This is a genomic window from Streptomyces sp. NPDC046859, from assembly GCF_040645135.1.
Taxonomy (GTDB): Bacteria; Actinomycetota; Actinomycetes; order Streptomycetales; family Streptomycetaceae; genus Streptomyces.
Genome location: NZ_JBEYXR010000006.1, coordinates 137,051 through 152,361 on the forward strand (window position 1 = coordinate 137,051; position 15,311 = coordinate 152,361).

Here is a 15,311-nt window from a genome sequence, read left to right on the forward strand (position 1 = left end):
GCCGGGGAGTGACCGGGACGGGAGCGGGGGCGGTGCGGGCCCCGTTCCTCACGCTGCCGCCCCGGCCCGCTCTCCCCCGTCACGGCCGGTGCCTTCGGCCGCCCGCCCTCCTACGCTTGGTCCGTGAACGAGATGCCGCCGGATCGCCGGCCCGGGAAACACATCCGGGTGCTGCTCGCCGAGGACCAGGGCATGATGCGCGGGGCGCTCGCCCTGCTCCTCGGGATGGAGCCGGACATCGAGGTGGTGGCGCAGGTGTCGGCCGGTGACGCGATCGTGGACGCCGCCCTCACGCACCGGCCCGACGTGGCCCTCCTCGACATCGAACTGCCGGGCCTGAGCGGCCTGGACGCCGCCGCCGAGCTGCGCGACCAGGTACCCGGCTGCCGGGTGCTGATCCTGACGACGTTCGGCCGTCCCGGCTATCTGCGGCGGGCCATGGAGGCCGGTGCCGCCGGCTTCCTGGTCAAGGACGGGCCCGTGGAGGATCTGGCGGTCGCCGTCCGCCGGGTGCTGACCGGCGAGAGGGTGATCGATCCGGCCCTCGCCGCGGCCGCCCTCAGCGCGGGCCCCAACCCGCTCACCGCACGGGAGCGCGACGTGCTGAACGCCTCGTCGGACGGCGCGACGGTCGCCGACGTCTCCGCCCGGCTCCATCTGTCGGAGTCGACGGTCCGCAACTACCTCTCCTCGGCCATCGGCAAGACGGGCACGCGCAACCGGACGGAGGCGCTGCGGGAGGCACGGCAGCAGGGGTGGCTCTGACCCGGGCCGCCATGCCCCCGCCACCCCCGCCGCTACCCGGTGACCGCCACGGACTCGAACGCCGTGCCCTGGGGGGCCACACACGCGAACCATGCCTCCGGCGAGCCGTCCACCACCCGGATCAGCGGGTCGGCGCCGCCCATGTCGACTGACTTCGTCGGGGTGGGCCCGCCGGCCGCCTCGAGGAGCGACGGCACCTCGGTCGTCGTACCGTCCTTCCAGGTGCAGGTGACCTTCCGGGCGTCCAGGGCGACCTTGCCGACGACGAGCCGGCCGGCGCCCTCGGCGCCCTTCGCGCCGGGCTCCAGCGGCAGCGCGACGGCCTCGACGTCGTCGCCGGACGAGCGGTCCCCGTCGGTGAACGCGCCCTCGCTGACGACGCGTGCCGTGCCCGGCCCGCCGTACTCGCGCAGCACGAAGTAGGAGCTCCTGCCGACGAGGTCGGCGGCGTCGTCCACGTCCGCCGGCCGCTGCCCGAAGGAGCGCATCGCGGCGAGCTCGGCGGCGGCCTGGCGCTCGGTGCGCGGGGCGTCCCAGAGGTCGACGAGGACCCGCCACTTCGTGCCGCGGTCGGTCCCGCTCGCGAGCAGGGTCCGCGAGGGCGTGCGCACGTCCGGGCCGGGGGGCGTGGGCGGGGTGGCCGGGCCGGCGGCCACCGAGGAGTCCCCGGAGCCGTCCCCCGCGGGCAGCCCGGTCACCGCCAGGGTGCCGGCCGAGGCGGCCAGGGCCAGGGCGGTCGCCGTCGCCGCCGCCCAGCGGCGGGCCTTGCGGCGGCGTCCGCCCCGCAGGACCGCCGCGTACGGGGCCGCACCGACGTCGACGCCGTCCGCGGCTCCGGCGAGCAGCAGCGCGATGTCGGAGGAAGGGCGGCCGGAGTCCGCCGGGTTGTGGACGGTCAGGCCGTGGATCGTCATGTGGTGGTTCGTCTCCCGCTTCGCGCTCATCGGCTCCGCCCTCCCTGCGTGACCGTCTCCGCCAGTCCCGGCAGGGCGCGGAGTTTCGCGATGCCCTTGGCCGCGTTGCTCTTCACGGCGCCGACGGAGCAGCCCATCGCCTCGGCCGTCTGTGTCTCGGTCAGGTCCTCCCAGTAGCGCAGCACCACGGCCTCCCGCTGCCGGGGCGGCAGTTGGGCCAGCGCCGCCAGCAGGGCGCCGCGGTCGTCGGCCTGGGCGATGCGGTCACCGGTGTCCGGCACCTCGCGGGCCAGGCCCGAGTCGTCCTTCGGCGCCAGGAACTCCCTGAGCCGCCGCCGGTGTCTGCGTGCGTGCGCGTTGATCATCACGCGCCGTACATAGGCTTCCGGGTCGTCGGCCGTCCCCACCCTGCGCCAGGCCACGTAGGCCTGTTCCAGCGTCGTCTGTGTCAGGTCCTCCGCGGCGTGCTGCTCGCCGGTGAGGAGAAAGGCCGTCCGCAGCAGGCGTGGCCAGCGGCTGGTGACGAATCTCTGGAACTCCGCGTCCCGGACCGCCTTGCGATCCCCCATGGGCACCTCCTTGATGTCCGAAGGAGTCCATGAGCCCCTGGAACCGTTGCCTCCCGGCCCGCACGGATTTTCGCAGCCGCTTCTCCCAAGAGAAGGTCAAGATTTCGTTAGTGTGCCAAAGCATCGGAATAGTTGCCCGGGCAGACGGAGTTCGACGTACACATGACACGAACGAGCATCGAACGGCCCGCCGGCAGAGCGACCTCCGGAGCCGTGGTCCCCGTCCTGGCCTTCGCGGGCATCGTGGTCGCGGTGATGCAGACGCTGCTCGTCCCGGTCATCAAGGACCTGCCGCAGCTACTGGACACCACGCCCGGCAACGCCACCTGGGTACTGACCTCGACCCTGCTCTCCGGCGCCGTCGCCACCCCGATCATGGGCCGTCTCGGCGACCTCTTCGGCAAGCGGCGCATGCTGATAGCCAGCCTCTCCGTGATGGTGGCCGGCGCCCTGCTCAGCGCCGTGACCAGCACCCTGCTCCCCATGATCGCCGGCCGTAGCCTCCAGGGCTTCGCGATGGGCGCCATCCCGCTCGGCATCGGCCTGATGCGGGACATGCTGCCCCGCGAGCGGCTCGGCTCGGCGATGGCCCTGATGAGCTCCTCGATCGGCGTCGGCGGCGGTCTGGCCCTGCCGGCCGCGGCCCTGGTCGCCCAGCACGCCAGCTGGCACGCCCTCTTCTACGGCGCCGCCGCCCTCGGCGTCCTCTCCATCGGCCTGACCCTCCTCGTCGTCCCCGAGTCCGAGGCCCGCGCGGAGGGCACCTTCGACCTCCCGGGGGCGCTCGGCCTCTCCGCGGGTCTCGTGCTGTTCCTGCTGCCCATCACCAAGGGCAGCGACTGGGGCTGGACGTCCGGCATGACACTCGGGCTGTTCGGCGCCGCGGCGGCCGTCCTGCTCCTGTGGGGCGTGTACGAGCTGCGCACCAAGGCGCCGCTGGTCGACCTGCGCACCACCGCCCGCCCGGCCGTCCTGTTCACCAACCTCGCCTCGATCATGGTCGGCGTCAGCTTCTACGTCGTCTCGCTGGTCCTCCCCCAGCTGCTCCAGCTGCCGACGGCGACCGGCTACGGCCTCGGCCAGTCGATGGTCGTGGCGGGCCTGCTCGTCGCCCCGCTCGGCCTGACCATGATGGTCACCGCCCCGGTCTACGCCCGTCTGTCCGCGCGGTACGGCCCCAAGACCACCCTCATCCTCGGCATGCTGATCATCGCGATCGGCTACGGCGCCGGTCTCGGCCTGATGGGCGCGGCGTGGCAGAGCCTGGTGATCTCGGTGGTGCTCGGCGCGGGCATCGGCCTCGCGTACTCCTCGCTGCCCGCGCTGATCGTCGGCGCGGTGCCGGCCTCGGAGACGGGCGCGGCGAACGGCCTGAACACCCTGATGCGGTCCATCGGCACGTCCGTGTCCAGCGCCGTGATCGGCATGGTGCTGGCGAACACCGCGAACGACGTCGGCGGGGTGGCGGTGCCCTCCCTGCACGGCTTCCGGCTGTCCTTCCTCATCGCGACCGGCGCCGTCGTCCTCGGCCTCGGGTTCGCCCTGCTCCTGCCCCGGCAGCGCCCCTCCGGCCACCCGCAGCTGCGCGCCAGCAGCGAGGAGGACGCCAACCTGGAGCGCGCCGAGGAGGCCCTGCGCGGCTTCCGCGGGCGCGTCCTGGACGCCGCCGGAACCCCGGTGGCCCGCGCCAAGGTCACCCTGATCGACCGCCGCGGCCGGCAGGCGGGCGCCACGCTCTCCGCCGAGGACGGCAGCTACGCCCTCACCGTCCCCACCCGGGGCGCCTACGTCCTTGCCGCCCGCGCCGAGGGGCACGTGCCGCACGCCTCGGCGGCCACGCATCCCGGCGAGGACGGCGCGGTGGACGTCGACCTGGCGCTGCCGGGCGAGGCCGTGACCGCCTGACACCCGCCTCCCCGGGCCGCCCGCACCCCCCGTCGCCCAGGTGACGGGGGGTGTGGTGCACCATGGGCGCCCATACGGTCGTACGACGGAGAGGACCCCCATGGCCCCCGCCCCCAAGCCCGACATCCTGGCCGCCTTCGAGGCCGCGAAGGGCTTCATGCCCACGGGTGAGGGCCTGGCCCTGTACGCGGCGGCCGTCGAGTCCGGACGGCTGGGGCTCCCCCTGCTGGAGGTCGGCACGTACTGCGGGCGCTCCACGATCCTGCTCGCCGACGCGGCCCGCGCAGCCGGGGTGACGGCCCTCACGGTCGACCACCACCGGGGCAGCGAGGAGCAGCAGCCCGGCTGGGAATACCACGACCCGGAGACCGTCGACCCCGAGCTCGGCCTGATGGACACCCTGCCGACGTTCCGCCGCACCCTGCGCCGGGCGGGCCTGGAGGACCACGTGGTCGCTCTGGTGGGCCGCTCCCCGCAGGTCGCGAAGGTCTGGGGCACGCCCCTCGGCCTGGTCTTCATCGACGGCGGTCACACCGACGAGCACGCGAACGCCGACTACCAGGGCTGGGCCCCGCATGTGGCCGAGGGCGGCCTGCTCGTCATCCACGACGTGTTCCCGGACCCGGCCGACGAGTTCACCGGCCAGGCGCCGTACCGCGTCTACCTGCGGGCCCTCGCCTCCGGCGCCTTCACCGAGGTGTCGGCGACCGACTCGCTGCGGGTGCTGCGACGGACGGGTGACGGCCTCTGATGTGCCGCGACGGCACGGCCCGTACCCGGCCCGTAAGGTGGCAGGCGTGTCGTACCTAGGTCCGGACTTCGATCCTCCGCAGCCCCGCCGCGGCCGTCGCCGCGCCCTGACCGTGGCCGCCGCCGCCCTCGTGCCGGGGGCCCTGCTCGGGTGGCTGGTGTACGCGACGGTGGGCGACGGCGGAGGCGGTTCCGGCGAGGCGGCGGTACGTCCGTCGCCCGGGAACACCCGGCCGGCGGCCCCCTCCACGCACGACGACGAGAAGCCCGGCCCGACCCCTTCCGCCCCGGGCACCGGCCCGCTCACGGGCAAGGTCGTCGTCGTCGACCCGGGCCACAACCCCGGCAACTTCCGCCACACGGCCGAGATCAACCGCCAGGTGGACATCGGCACGAACCGCAAGGAGTGCGACACGACGGGGACGGCCACCGACGCCGGTTATCCGGAGGCCGAGTTCACCCTCGACGTCGCCCGCCGGATGCGCACGCTGCTGGAGAAGCAGGGCGCCACGGTGAAGTTCACCCAGGACGGCGACCGGCCGTGGGGCCCCTGCGTGGACGAGCGGGCCCGGATCGGCAACAAGGCGCACGCGGACGCCGTCGTCTCGATCCACGCGGACGGCGCGGGCGCCGGGCAGCGCGGCTTCCACGTCATCCTGCCCGGCAAGGTGTCCAAGGGCGACGCGAACACCGGCCCGATCGTCGCCCCGTCCCGCGCCCTCGGCGAGCGCGTCGCGGGCGCGTTCGTCCGCGTGACCGGAAGCGCGCCCTCCGATTACGTCGGCGGCGGCACCGGTCTCGTCACGCGTCAGGACCTCGGCGGTCTCAATCTGTCAACGGTTCCGAAGGTCTTCATCGAGTGCGGCAACATGCGCGATAGCAAGGACGCGGCACTGCTCACCAGCGGAGCCTGGCGCCAGAAGGCAGCGCAGGGAATCTCTGAGGGAATCGTGAGTTTCCTGCGAGGGTAGGGGTCTTGGGGTTGATCCCGGCGGACAGCCTCGTCGGGCGGACGATAAGGTCGTCCTTACGATGAGGGGCCACCCCCGCGCTTCACACCGGGGCCAGACGGCGACATGGTGACAGCGGCGCCTCCAGCGATGCCGATGTTGAGACGACTGACGAAGGACCTGAAGTGAATATCCGCTCCCTCACTCGAGGCGACGGCGTGGTGATCGGAGCAGCGGTATTGCTGTTCATCGCGTCGTTCCTCGACCTCTACTCCGTCACCGGGTTCGACCTGGACCAGAACGCGTGGGACTCCTCCCTCGGCCTCGGACTCGGCGTGTACATGGGCGGAGTCATCGGCGCCGCTCTGATCGTCGTGAACCGCCTTCTGCCCCAGCCGCGCAAGGTCGCCGGTCTCGACCTCGGCGTCATCGGCACGGGCTTCGCCATCCTCACGGCCTGGGCCCTGTTCTGGTTCCTGGTGGACGTCCCCGAGCGCGCCAGCGCGGCCGCCGGTCTCATCCTCGGCTTCCTCGCCGCCCTGATCCTCGCCGCCGCCGCCGTCGCGACGCCGCTCGTGCCGGCGCTGCAGGCCGCGCTCGTGCCGGCGCCGCGTCCGGCCGCGCCGCAGCCCTACGGCGGGCAGCCGCAGGCCGGTTACGGCTACCCGGGTGCGCCGGGGCAGCAGCAGCCGCCGTTCGGGGGCGGTCAGCCGCAGGCGCCCGCGCCGGCCGGTGACTTCTCCCCGTTCTGGTTCGCCGTACCGGTGGCGCGCCCCCTCTTCCCGGAGGACGGCTCGCCCAACCCGATCGCCGAACTGGCGCCGGGCACCTGGTACCTGGCCGTCGAGCAGCGCGGCGCGGCCCTGGTCGCGCAGACGCAGGACGGCCGCCGCGGTGTCCTCCAGGACACGAGCGGCATCCAGCGCGGCTGAGTCCCGACGCCGTACGACGGCCCCTCGCCCTTCCGGATGGGGGGCCGTTGCCGTACCCTCGCCTCTCGGCTGACGGACCGTCAGGAGGCTGGTATGCGGCTCGGGCTCGCTCTCGGATACTGGGGCCGCGGCCCCTCCGCCGGCCACGTGCCGCTCGCCGTGGAGGCCGAGCGCCTCGGCTACGCGACGGTGTGGACGGCGGAGTCCTGGGGGTCCGACGCCTTCACGCCGCTGACCTGGATCGCCGCGCACACGTCGAGGATCGGGCTGGGGACGGCCGTCGCGCAGATGGCTGCCCGCTCCCCCACGGCCACCGCGATGCACGCCCTGACCCTGGATCACCTCTCGGGCGGGCGGGTGCTGCTGGGGCTCGGGCTGTCGGGGCCGCAGGTGGTGGAGGGGTGGTACGGGCGGCCGTTCCCCGCCTCGCCGCTGACCGCGACCCGCGAGTACGTCGACGTCGTACGGCAGGTGCTGCGGCGCGAGGCTCCCGTGGAACTCGACGGGCGGTTCCACGCGCACCCGTACCGGGGTCCGGACGCCACCGGCCTCGGCAGGGCCCTGAAGCCGATCACCCACCCGCTCCGCGCCGACCTGCCCGTCCTGCTCGGCGCCGAGGGGCCGAAGAACGTGGCGCAGACGGTGCGGATCGCGGACGGGTGGCTGCCGCTGTACTGGTCGCCGAGCAGGCCGGAGGTGTACGGCGACGCGGTGCGCGACCTCCCGCCCGGGTTCCGGATCGCCCCGCCGGCCCAGGTGCGCGTCTGCGACGACGTGGCCGAGGGCCTGCTCCCGGTGAAGGCCATGCTCGGGTTCTACGTCGGCGGCATGGGCCACGCGGCCCGCAACTTCCACGCCGACCTCATGGCGCGCATGGGCTACGAGGAGGAGTCCCGGCGCGTCCAGCGCCTGTTCCTGGAGGGGCGCAGGGAGGAGGCCGTGCGGGCGGTGCCCGACGCCTTCGCCGACGAGATCTCCCTGGTCGGTCCGCGGGAACGGATCAGGGAGCGCCTGGAGTTGTGGCGTGCGGGCCCGGTGACGGATCTGCTGGCGCTGGCCCCGGACCCGCACACCCTGCGGGTGCTGGCCGACCTCAACTCATAGGCGCGGGCCGGGTTTCAAGCCGGGTTCAGGGGTCAAGCGAGGAGCATGTCCCCTAGATATCGCAACGGTGCGAACCAGGCCGGCACGGTCATTGCGATCGTCGCCGATGTCATGGCCCTCATCCTGGGCCTGTGGATCCTCATGTACCTGCTGGGGGCCAACCCCGGCAACGACTTCGTGCAGTTCGTCCATGACGCCGCCCGCTGGCTGGCGGGCTGGTCGCACGACCTGTTCACCTTCGACGAGGAGTGGGCCCGCGTGGTCGCCGGGTACGGCCTGGCCGCCGTGGTCTACCTGTTCGTCGGCCACGCCATCGCCGGCCGGGTGCACCGGCACTGACACCCGGCTCCGGCGGTCAGGCGCAGCAGTCCGGGTCCAGGCCGGCCGGCAGGCGGTCCCCGCCGAACACCGCGCAGGTGGCCTCGTGTCCGCCGAGCGCGGCGACGGCCAGCAGGACGGATCCCGCTGTCCACGTGGTGAGTTCACGCGGCCAGATGGCGTCGTCCTCGAAGACGTACCCCGTCCAGTACAGGCCGCTCTCGGCGTCCCGCAGATGCTGGATGGACTGGAGGATCTCCAGCGCGCGGTCGGACTCGCCCATCGCCCACAGCGCGAGGGCGAGTTCGGCGGACTCGCCGCCGGTGACCCACGGGTTGGGCACGACGCACCGCACCCCGAGGCCGGGCACGACGAACCGGCCCCAGCCCTCGCGCATCCGGGCCTCGGCCTCGGCGCCGGTGAGCGCCCCGCCGAGCACCGGGTAGTACCAGTCCATCGAGTAGCGGTTCTTGTCCAGGAACCGCTCGGGGTGCCGGCGGATGGCGTGGCGCAGCGCGCCCGCCGCGAGCTCCCAGTCCGGCTGGGGCTCCTCCCGCTGCTCGGCGATGGCCAGCGCGCACCGCAGCGCGTGGTGGATCGAGGAGGAGCCGGTGAGCAGGGCGTCCTCGGTGGGGGTGCCGTCGTCGTCACGCCGCCAGCCGATCTCCCCGCCGGGCTGCTGGAGCCGCAGCACGAACTCGATCGCCGCGTACACGCTGGGCCACATGCGGTCCAGGAACGTGTCGTCGCCCGTGGACAGGTAGTGGTGCCAGACGCCCACCGCCACGTAGGCGACGAAGTTGGTCTCGCGCCCGGAGTCGGTGACGTCGTCGTGGGCGCCGTCGCGGTAGGCGGCGTACCAGGAGCCGTCGTCGTTCTGGTGGGTGGCCAGCCAGGTGTACGCCCGCTCGGCGGCGGTGTGCTCCCCGGCGGCGTCCAGTGCCATGGCGGCCTCGACGTGGTCCCACGGGTCCAGATGGTGTCCGCGGAACCACGGGATCGCCCCGTCCTCCCGCTGTACCGCGAGGATGCCGGCCACGGTCGCGGCGGCCTGCTCGGCGGTGAGGACCCCGGTCAGGACGAGGTGTTCTGTCCGGGGAGTGGTCACCGCGCGTCCACCCGGGGCAGGTGCGGCTTGGTCGCGTACGCCACGAAGCTCTTGCCTATCAGCGGGTTCAGCGCCCGCTCGGCGACCCGGGTGGCCAGCGGCTTCTTCATGATGTCCCAGACCAGGAGCTTGTGGTACGCCTTCACCGGCAGCGCCTTGTCGTTGTCCACCCCGAACGCGCACTTCAGCCACCAGTACGGGGAGTGCAGCGCGTGGGCGTGGTGGGTGCCGTACGGCTTCAGGCCTGCCTCGCGGATCTTCGCGAGCAGTTCGTCCGCCTTGTAGATGCGGATGTGGCCGCCCTCGACCTCGTGGTAGGCGTCGGACAGCGCCCAGCAGACCTTCTCGGGGCCGTAGCGCGGGACGGTGACGGCTATGCGCCCGCCCGGCTTGAGGACCCGGACCATCTCGGCGAGGACGCCCTTGTCGTCGGGGATGTGCTCCATGACCTCGGAGATGATCACGACGTCGAAGGACTCGTCCGGGAAGGGCAGCGCGAGGGCGTCGCCCTCCATGGCGGTGGCGGTGGCGCCCTCGGGGGCCTCACCGGCCTCCTTCATCGCCGCGAACCACTTCGCGACCTCGCGGATCTCCTCGCCGTTCTGGTCCAGCGCGACGACCTGGGCGCCGCGCCGGTAGCACTCGAACGCGTGCCGTCCGGCACCGCAGCCGAGGTCCAGAACACGGTCGCCCGGGGCGAGCGGGAACCGGGAGAAGTCGACGGTCAGCACGTGGCCCTGCTTTCGGTGTCGGCGCCCTCGACGAGGGGGGAGGCCGGGGCGGTGACGGGTGGGGTCGTGGAGCGGACAGGGGCGGCCGGGGCGGTGTCCGCGGCCGTGGCGCGGGGGCGCCGGCCGGCGGCGATCGCCTCGCGGTACCGGGCCACCGTGCCCTCGGCGGCCTTGGCCCAGGTGAAGTGCTCGAGCACCCGCTCGCGTCCGGCCGCTCCGAGCCGGTCGCGCAGGCCCGCGTCGCCCAGCAGCCGGGTCAGGCCGGCGGCCAGCGCGCCGGAGTCGCCGGGCGGCACCGCGAGGCAGGTCTCGCCGTCGCGTCCGGCGACCTCGGGGATCGCCCCGCCGGTCGTGGCGACCAGGGGGGTGCCGGTGGCCATGGCCTCGGCGGCGGGCAGCGAGAAGCCCTCGTACAGCGACGGCACGCAGGCCACCTCCGCCGAGCGGACCAGGTCGACGAGTTCGGCGTCGGAGATGCCCTTGACGAAGTCGACGGCGCCTTCGAGGCCGTAGCGCTCGACGGCCCGGGCGACCGGGCCCTCCTCGGGGCGCTTGCCGACGACGACGAGATGGGCGTCGGGGTGTTCGGTGCGGACCTTGGCGAGCGCCTCGACGAGGAACACCAGGCCCTTCAGCGGGACGTCGGCGCTGGACGTCGTCACGATCCGGCCGGGCACCCGGCGCACCGACGGGTCCGGTGAGAACAGGCCGGTGTCGGCGCCGATGTGGACGACGTGCACGCGGTCCTGCCGTACGCCGAGGTCATCGACGATCTCCTGGCGGGAGGTGCCGGAGACGGTGAGGACGGACGGCAGGCGGCGCGCGACCCGCTTCTGCATCCGGGTGAAGGCGTACCACCGGCGTACCGACATCCGTCGCTGCCAGGTCGTGGCGGCCTCCAGCTCCAGCCGGCGGTCCACGGTGATGGGGTGGTGGATGGTGGTGACGAGGGGGGCGCCGACGTCGCCGAGGAGTCCGTAGCCGAGGGTCTGGTTGTCGTGCACGACGTCGAAGTCGCCGCGGCGGGCGCGCAGCAGGCGGCGGGCGCGCAGCGAGAACGTCAGCGGCTCGGGGAAGCCGCCGGTCCACATGGTCGCCACCTCCAGCGCGTCGACCCAGTCGCGGTACTCGCCGCGCTTCGGCGTGCGGAAGGGGTCCGGCTGGCGGTACAGGTCGAGGCTGGGCAGCTCGGTGAGGGTGAGGCGGCCCGCGTGGTCCTCGTGCTCGTCGAGCACGGGGTAGGGCTGGGAGCCGATGACCTCGACGCGGTGGCCCAGGCGGGCGAGTTCGCGGGAGAGGTGCCGGACGTAGACGCCCTGGCCGCCGCAGAACGGGTTCCCCTTGTAGGTGAGAAGCGCGATGTCGAGCGGTCGCCCGCCGTCGGCGGCAAGATCCTTCGGAGATCCGGCCTCCCTGGCCTCAGCCGTCACTCCGGGCCCCCTTCTCCCTGCTCTGTCCCGCGAGGTTACGCCGGGACGCTAATCTAGAACAAGTTTCAGACTTGATCGTTCAGGAGGCTCTGAATCTACCGGCAGGTAGGGCCGCTGTGAGCGATGGATCAGGTGATTCACGCCACGGCGGACCCCTGGCATGCTCTGTCCGGTCACCCACCCTCACCGACTGTCACGGAACGGGATCCATGCCTGCGGAAGTCAGTAGCGCGAACCCCTCCTCACCGCCTCTCACCGAGCGGCAGGAGGCCCGCCGCCGACGCATCCTGCACGCCAGCGCGCAACTCGCGAGCCGGGGCGGCTTCGACGCCGTGCAGATGCGCGAGGTCGCGGAGTCCTCCCAGGTGGCGCTCGGCACGCTGTACCGCTACTTCCCGTCCAAGGTGCATCTGCTGGTCGCCACGATGCAGGCCCAGTTGGAGCACATGCACGGCACACTGCGCAAGAAGCCGCCGCAGGGCGCGACGGCGGCCGAGCGGGTCGCGGAGACCCTGATGCGGGCGTTCCGCGCCCTCCAGCGCGAGCCGCATCTGGCGGACGCCATGGTGCGGGCGCTGACGTTCGCGGACCGCAGCGTGTCCCCCGAGGTCGACCAGGTCTCCCGCCAGACCACGATGATCATCCTGGACGCGATGGGTCTGGAGGAGCCGACGCCGCAGCAGTTGTCCGCCGTCCGCGTCATCGAGCACACCTGGCACTCGGCCCTGATCACCTGGCTGTCGGGGCGTGCCTCGATCGCCCAGGTGAAGATCGACATCGAGACGGTGTGCCGGCTGATCGACCTGACGGCCCCCGAGGAGCCGCGGCGCAGCTGAGCTACTCCTCGGGCGGGAAGACGGGCTCCCCGGTGCCCAGCAGGGTGATCGCGATGGCCTCCGCGGGGCAGCTCTCGGCCGCCGCGAGGACCGACTCGTCGGCGTCGGTCTCGGGGTCGGCCGGATGGGACTGGCGGGCGCCGTCGAGACGGAAGGCGCCGGGGGCGTGGTGAAGGCACTGGGCGGAGCCGACGCACAGCGACCGGTCGACCTCGACGTGCCAGCGGTCTCCCATCCTCAGGCCTCCCCGCCGGCGGGCAGGTGGATCATCTTGTGCTCCAGGTACGCGCCGAACCCCTCGGGCCCGAACTCCCGCCCCAGCCCGGAGTTCTTGTAGCCGCCGAAGGGGCCCAGCATGTCCAGGCTGAAGGTGTTCACGGAGTAGGTCCCGGTGCGCACCTGCCGGGCGACCTCGATGCCGCGCTCGACGTCGCCGGTCCACACGCTGCCGGACAGCCCGTAGTCCGAGTCGTTGGCGATCGTGACGGCCTCGTCCTGGTCGCCGTAGGGCAGCAGGCAGATGACCGGGCCGAAGATCTCCTCGCGGGCGACGCGCATGGAGTTGTCGACGTCGCCGAAGAGGGTCGGCTCGACGTACCAGCCCTTCTCCAGGCCCGCGGGGCGCCCGCCGCCGGTGAGGATCTTCGCGCCCTCCTCCTGCCCGACGCGTATGTAGTCGAGGCTGCGCCGCTGCTGGCGCCGCGCCACCAGCGGCCCGACCTGGGTCGCGGGGTCCAGCGGGTCGCCGACCACGAGGGCGCCGGCCGCGGCGGCGAACGCCTCGGCGAACTCGTCGTAGCGGGAGCGCGGGAGCAGGATGCGCGTCTGGGCCACGCACGCCTGGCCGTTGTTCATCCAGGCGGCCGGGACCACTCCCGCCACCGTCGCCTCGACGTCCGCGTCGGGCAGGACCACGGCCGCGGACTTGCCGCCGAGTTCCAGGGTGACGCGGGTGAGGTTGCGGGCGGCGACCTCCATGACGCGCTTGCCGGCGGCGACGGAGCCGGTGAAGGAGACCTTGTCGACGCCGGGGTGCCCGACCAGGTGCTCACCGACCTCGCGGCCGGCGGGCAGGATGGACAGCACGCCCTCGGGCAGCCCGGCCTCGGCCGCGATCTCGGCCAGCAGGTAGGCGTCGAGCGGGGACTCGGGGGACGGCTTGAGGACGACCGCGCAGCCGGCGAGCAGGGCCGGCGCGAGCTTGGCGGCGGCGACGAACTGCGGGACGTTCCAGGGGACGACGGCCGCCACCACCCCGACCGGCTCGCGGCGCACGAGGATCCGGCCGAGGACGCCGTCGCGCGGCTCCTCGTAGGGGAAGCCGCGTGCGACGGTGATCGCCGCGTCCCACACCATCATCGCGCCGAGGGCCTGGGCGAGGACGCTCCAGGAGTAAGGGGAGCCGTTCTGGGCGGAGATGACGCGGGCGATCTCGTCGTGCCGGGCGGCGATCCCGTCCCTGACGCGGCTGACGACCTCGATGCGCTCCTCCAGGTTCGTCCGGGGCCAGGGCCCGTCGTCGAAGGCCCGGCGCGCCGCGCCGACGGCCCGGTCCACGTCGGCCCGGGAGGCGTGCGGCACCCGGCCGATGACCTCCTCCGTGTGCGGCGAGACCACCTCGATGACGTCCCCACCCAGGGGGTCGGCCCACTGCCCGCCGACGAACAGCCGTCCGTGTTCCACGAGTTCGGTCATGACCGACTGCCTCCCCGGAGCCGCACCTGGACGCGCCTGACGCACTGACGGCCCGGCCCACCGGCTCTGACGGCCCATCAGATACAGGGAACTGATACCAGTTCCACCCCGAGGAGTCCACGGAGCGTGCACGACCGGCCGCCCCCGGCGCACGCGCCTTCCCCGTCACCTGCGGACCCGGTGGATGACTCGGGCTCCCATCGGAACTCGTTCTAGTTATCATGACCGGGCGGCCGGTCCGTGCCGCGCGACGGTCGCGGCGATGGGGGAGCCCATGACGCAGGTGTACGACCACGGCGGCGGGGTGCGGTCCATCCGGGTGCCGATCCCGGACAACCCCCTCGGCCACACCCTCGTGCACGTCGTCGACACCGACCGCGGTCCCGTGCTCGTCGACACCGGCTGGGACGACCCGGGCTCCTGGGACACCCTCACCGACGGCCTCGCGGTCTGCGGCACCGCGCCCGGCGAGATCCACGGGGTGGTGATCACCCATCACCACCCCGACCACCACGGCCTGTCCGGCCGGGTGCGCGAGGCGTCCGGCGCCTGGATCGCGATGCACGCGGCGGACGCGGCCATCGTCCGGCGCACCCGGTCGACGCGCCCCGAGACGTGGCGCGCGTACATGGCCGACAAGCTCGCGGCGGCCGGCGCCCCCGAGGAGCACGTGGCCCCTCTGCGCGGCGCCCGCCGCGCCGGCTCGCTGCCGGGCTTCTCCCCCGCCGACCCCGACCGGGAGATCGTCCCCGGCGACCTGCTGGACCTGCCGGGACGACGGCTGCGCGCGGTCTGGACGCCGGGCCACACCCCGGGCCATGTCTGCCTGCACCTGGAGGAGGACCACCCGGCCGGGCTGCCCGGCCACGGCCGGCTGTTCTCCGGCGACCACCTGCTGCCCGGGATCACCCCGCACATCGGCCTGTACGAGGACCCCGACGACACCACGGCCACCGATCCCCTCGGCGACTACCTGGCCTCCCTGGAGCGCGTCGCCGCCCTCCGCCCCGCCGAGGTGCTGCCCGCGCACCAGCACGCGTTCACCGACGCGCCCGCGCGCGTACGGGACCTGCTCGCCCACCACGAGGCGCGGCTGACCGGCCTGCTGGCGCTGCTCACCACCCCGCTGACGCCCTGGCAGCTCGCCGAGCGCATGGAGTGGAACCGCCCCTGGGACCGGATCCCGCCGGGCTCGCGCACCATCGCGGTCGCGGAGGCGGAGGCGCATCTGCGCCGCCTGGTGAAGCTGGGCCGGGCGGAGGCGGTGGCGGGGAGCGAACCGGTGGCGTACGTGGCGGTCTGAG

16 protein-coding genes are annotated in these 15,311 nt (G+C 73.4%); 9 read left to right on the forward strand and 7 right to left on the reverse strand.

Features of this window, described 5'->3' with window-relative positions; genetic code table 11:
- Positions 1–132 precede the first annotated feature (132 nt).
- Positions 133–765, forward strand: coding sequence for a response regulator transcription factor (locus ABZ899_RS10870; RefSeq protein WP_361344622.1), 633 nt, complete (start codon positions 133–135; stop codon positions 763–765).
- A 32-nt stretch (positions 766–797) separates the two neighbouring features.
- Here ABZ899_RS10870 and ABZ899_RS10875 read toward each other — a convergent pair whose 3' ends face one another.
- Positions 798–1,709, reverse strand: coding sequence for a hypothetical protein (locus ABZ899_RS10875; RefSeq protein ID WP_361343881.1), 912 nt, complete (start codon positions 1,707–1,709; stop codon positions 798–800).
- Positions 1,706–2,248 carry a SigE family RNA polymerase sigma factor gene (locus tag ABZ899_RS10880; protein ID WP_361343884.1) on the reverse strand — a complete coding sequence of 181 codons (543 nt, stop codon included), beginning with the start codon at positions 2,246–2,248 and terminating at the stop codon, positions 1,706–1,708. The genes ABZ899_RS10875 and ABZ899_RS10880 overlap by 4 nt, the downstream gene beginning before the upstream one ends.
- 162 nt (positions 2,249–2,410) lie before the next feature.
- Between ABZ899_RS10880 and ABZ899_RS10885 the strand changes: the two genes are divergently transcribed.
- The 6 genes from ABZ899_RS10885 to ABZ899_RS10910 all read left to right on the forward strand — a co-directional run bounded on the left by ABZ899_RS10885 (position 2,411) and on the right by ABZ899_RS10910 (position 8,228).
- Positions 2,411–4,153 carry an MFS transporter gene (locus tag ABZ899_RS10885; RefSeq protein WP_361343887.1) on the forward strand — a complete coding sequence of 581 codons (1,743 nt, stop codon included), beginning with the start codon at positions 2,411–2,413 and terminating at the stop codon, positions 4,151–4,153.
- Between the two features lie 100 nt (positions 4,154–4,253).
- A complete protein-coding gene (locus tag ABZ899_RS10890) occupies positions 4,254–4,904 on the forward strand; it encodes a class I SAM-dependent methyltransferase (RefSeq protein ID WP_361343890.1) in 651 nt (216 codons plus the stop codon).
- A 46-nt stretch (positions 4,905–4,950) separates the two neighbouring features.
- On the forward strand, positions 4,951–5,874 hold the full coding sequence (locus tag ABZ899_RS10895; protein ID WP_361343893.1) for an N-acetylmuramoyl-L-alanine amidase: 924 nt from the start codon (positions 4,951–4,953) through the stop codon (positions 5,872–5,874).
- Positions 5,875–6,071: 197 nt separating this feature from the next.
- Positions 6,072–6,785 (forward strand): hypothetical protein, encoded by a 714-nt coding sequence (locus ABZ899_RS10900; protein WP_361343896.1) that lies wholly within the window; start codon positions 6,072–6,074, stop codon positions 6,783–6,785.
- A gap of 93 nt (positions 6,786–6,878) precedes the next feature.
- On the forward strand, positions 6,879–7,889 hold the full coding sequence (locus ABZ899_RS10905; protein ID WP_361343898.1) for an LLM class F420-dependent oxidoreductase: 1,011 nt from the start codon (positions 6,879–6,881) through the stop codon (positions 7,887–7,889).
- A 45-nt stretch (positions 7,890–7,934) separates the two neighbouring features.
- A complete protein-coding gene (locus ABZ899_RS10910) occupies positions 7,935–8,228 on the forward strand; it encodes a hypothetical protein (RefSeq protein ID WP_361343901.1) in 294 nt (97 codons plus the stop codon).
- Positions 8,229–8,244: 16 nt separating this feature from the next.
- On the opposite strand, the gene ABZ899_RS10915 is transcribed toward ABZ899_RS10910, so the two are convergent.
- The 3 genes from ABZ899_RS10915 to ABZ899_RS10925 are packed head-to-tail and all read right to left on the reverse strand — an operon-like array spanning position 8,245 to position 11,476.
- Complete coding sequence (locus tag ABZ899_RS10915; RefSeq protein ID WP_361343903.1) at positions 8,245–9,315, reverse strand: prenyltransferase/squalene oxidase repeat-containing protein; 1,071 nt, start codon at positions 9,313–9,315, stop codon at positions 8,245–8,247.
- On the reverse strand, positions 9,312–10,046 hold the full coding sequence (locus ABZ899_RS10920; protein WP_361343905.1) for a class I SAM-dependent methyltransferase: 735 nt from the start codon (positions 10,044–10,046) through the stop codon (positions 9,312–9,314). The genes ABZ899_RS10915 and ABZ899_RS10920 overlap by 4 nt, the downstream gene beginning before the upstream one ends.
- The gene (locus tag ABZ899_RS10925; RefSeq protein WP_361343906.1) at positions 10,040–11,476 is read right to left on the reverse strand and encodes a glycosyltransferase family 4 protein; all 1,437 of its coding nucleotides are present in this window, start codon (positions 11,474–11,476) and stop codon (positions 10,040–10,042) included. Before ABZ899_RS10925 ends, ABZ899_RS10920 begins: the two co-directional genes overlap by 7 nt.
- 209 nt (positions 11,477–11,685) lie before the next feature.
- On the opposite strand from ABZ899_RS10925, the gene ABZ899_RS10930 reads away from it, so the two are divergent.
- The gene (locus tag ABZ899_RS10930) at positions 11,686–12,312 is read left to right on the forward strand and encodes a TetR family transcriptional regulator (protein WP_361343909.1); all 627 of its coding nucleotides are present in this window, start codon (positions 11,686–11,688) and stop codon (positions 12,310–12,312) included.
- 1 nt (position 12,313) lies between these two features.
- Here the strand turns inward: ABZ899_RS10930 and ABZ899_RS10935 are convergent, their stop codons facing one another.
- On the reverse strand, positions 12,314–12,547 hold the full coding sequence (locus ABZ899_RS10935) for a ferredoxin (RefSeq protein WP_361343911.1): 234 nt from the start codon (positions 12,545–12,547) through the stop codon (positions 12,314–12,316).
- A gap of 2 nt (positions 12,548–12,549) precedes the next feature.
- Positions 12,550–14,007: an aldehyde dehydrogenase gene (locus ABZ899_RS10940; RefSeq protein WP_361343914.1), complete on the reverse strand. Its 1,458-nt coding sequence runs from the start codon at positions 14,005–14,007 to the stop codon at positions 12,550–12,552.
- 274 nt (positions 14,008–14,281) lie between these two features.
- Here ABZ899_RS10940 and ABZ899_RS10945 point away from each other — a divergent pair, with 274 nt between their 5' ends.
- Positions 14,282–15,310: an MBL fold metallo-hydrolase gene (locus ABZ899_RS10945; protein ID WP_361344623.1), complete on the forward strand. Its 1,029-nt coding sequence runs from the start codon at positions 14,282–14,284 to the stop codon at positions 15,308–15,310.
- The last annotated feature ends 1 nt before the right edge of the window (position 15,311 follow it).

Coding starts and splice junctions, on each gene's coding strand:
- ABZ899_RS10870 (WP_361344622.1), top strand. CDS start 133: ATGCCGCCGGATCGCCGGCCCGGGAAACACATCCGGGTGCTGCTCGCC.
- ABZ899_RS10875 (WP_361343881.1), bottom strand. CDS start 1,709: ATGAGCGCGAAGCGGGAGACGAACCACCACATGACGATCCACGGCCTG.
- ABZ899_RS10880 (WP_361343884.1), bottom strand. CDS start 2,248: ATGGGGGATCGCAAGGCGGTCCGGGACGCGGAGTTCCAGAGATTCGTC.
- ABZ899_RS10885 (WP_361343887.1), top strand. CDS start 2,411: ATGACACGAACGAGCATCGAACGGCCCGCCGGCAGAGCGACCTCCGGA.
- ABZ899_RS10890 (WP_361343890.1), top strand. CDS start 4,254: ATGGCCCCCGCCCCCAAGCCCGACATCCTGGCCGCCTTCGAGGCCGCG.
- ABZ899_RS10905 (WP_361343898.1), top strand. CDS start 6,879: ATGCGGCTCGGGCTCGCTCTCGGATACTGGGGCCGCGGCCCCTCCGCC.
- ABZ899_RS10910 (WP_361343901.1), top strand. CDS start 7,935: ATGTCCCCTAGATATCGCAACGGTGCGAACCAGGCCGGCACGGTCATT.
- ABZ899_RS10930 (WP_361343909.1), top strand. CDS start 11,686: ATGCCTGCGGAAGTCAGTAGCGCGAACCCCTCCTCACCGCCTCTCACC.
- ABZ899_RS10935 (WP_361343911.1), bottom strand. CDS start 12,547: ATGGGAGACCGCTGGCACGTCGAGGTCGACCGGTCGCTGTGCGTCGGC.
- ABZ899_RS10940 (WP_361343914.1), bottom strand. CDS start 14,007: ATGACCGAACTCGTGGAACACGGACGGCTGTTCGTCGGCGGGCAGTGG.
- ABZ899_RS10945 (WP_361344623.1), top strand. CDS start 14,282: ATGACGCAGGTGTACGACCACGGCGGCGGGGTGCGGTCCATCCGGGTG.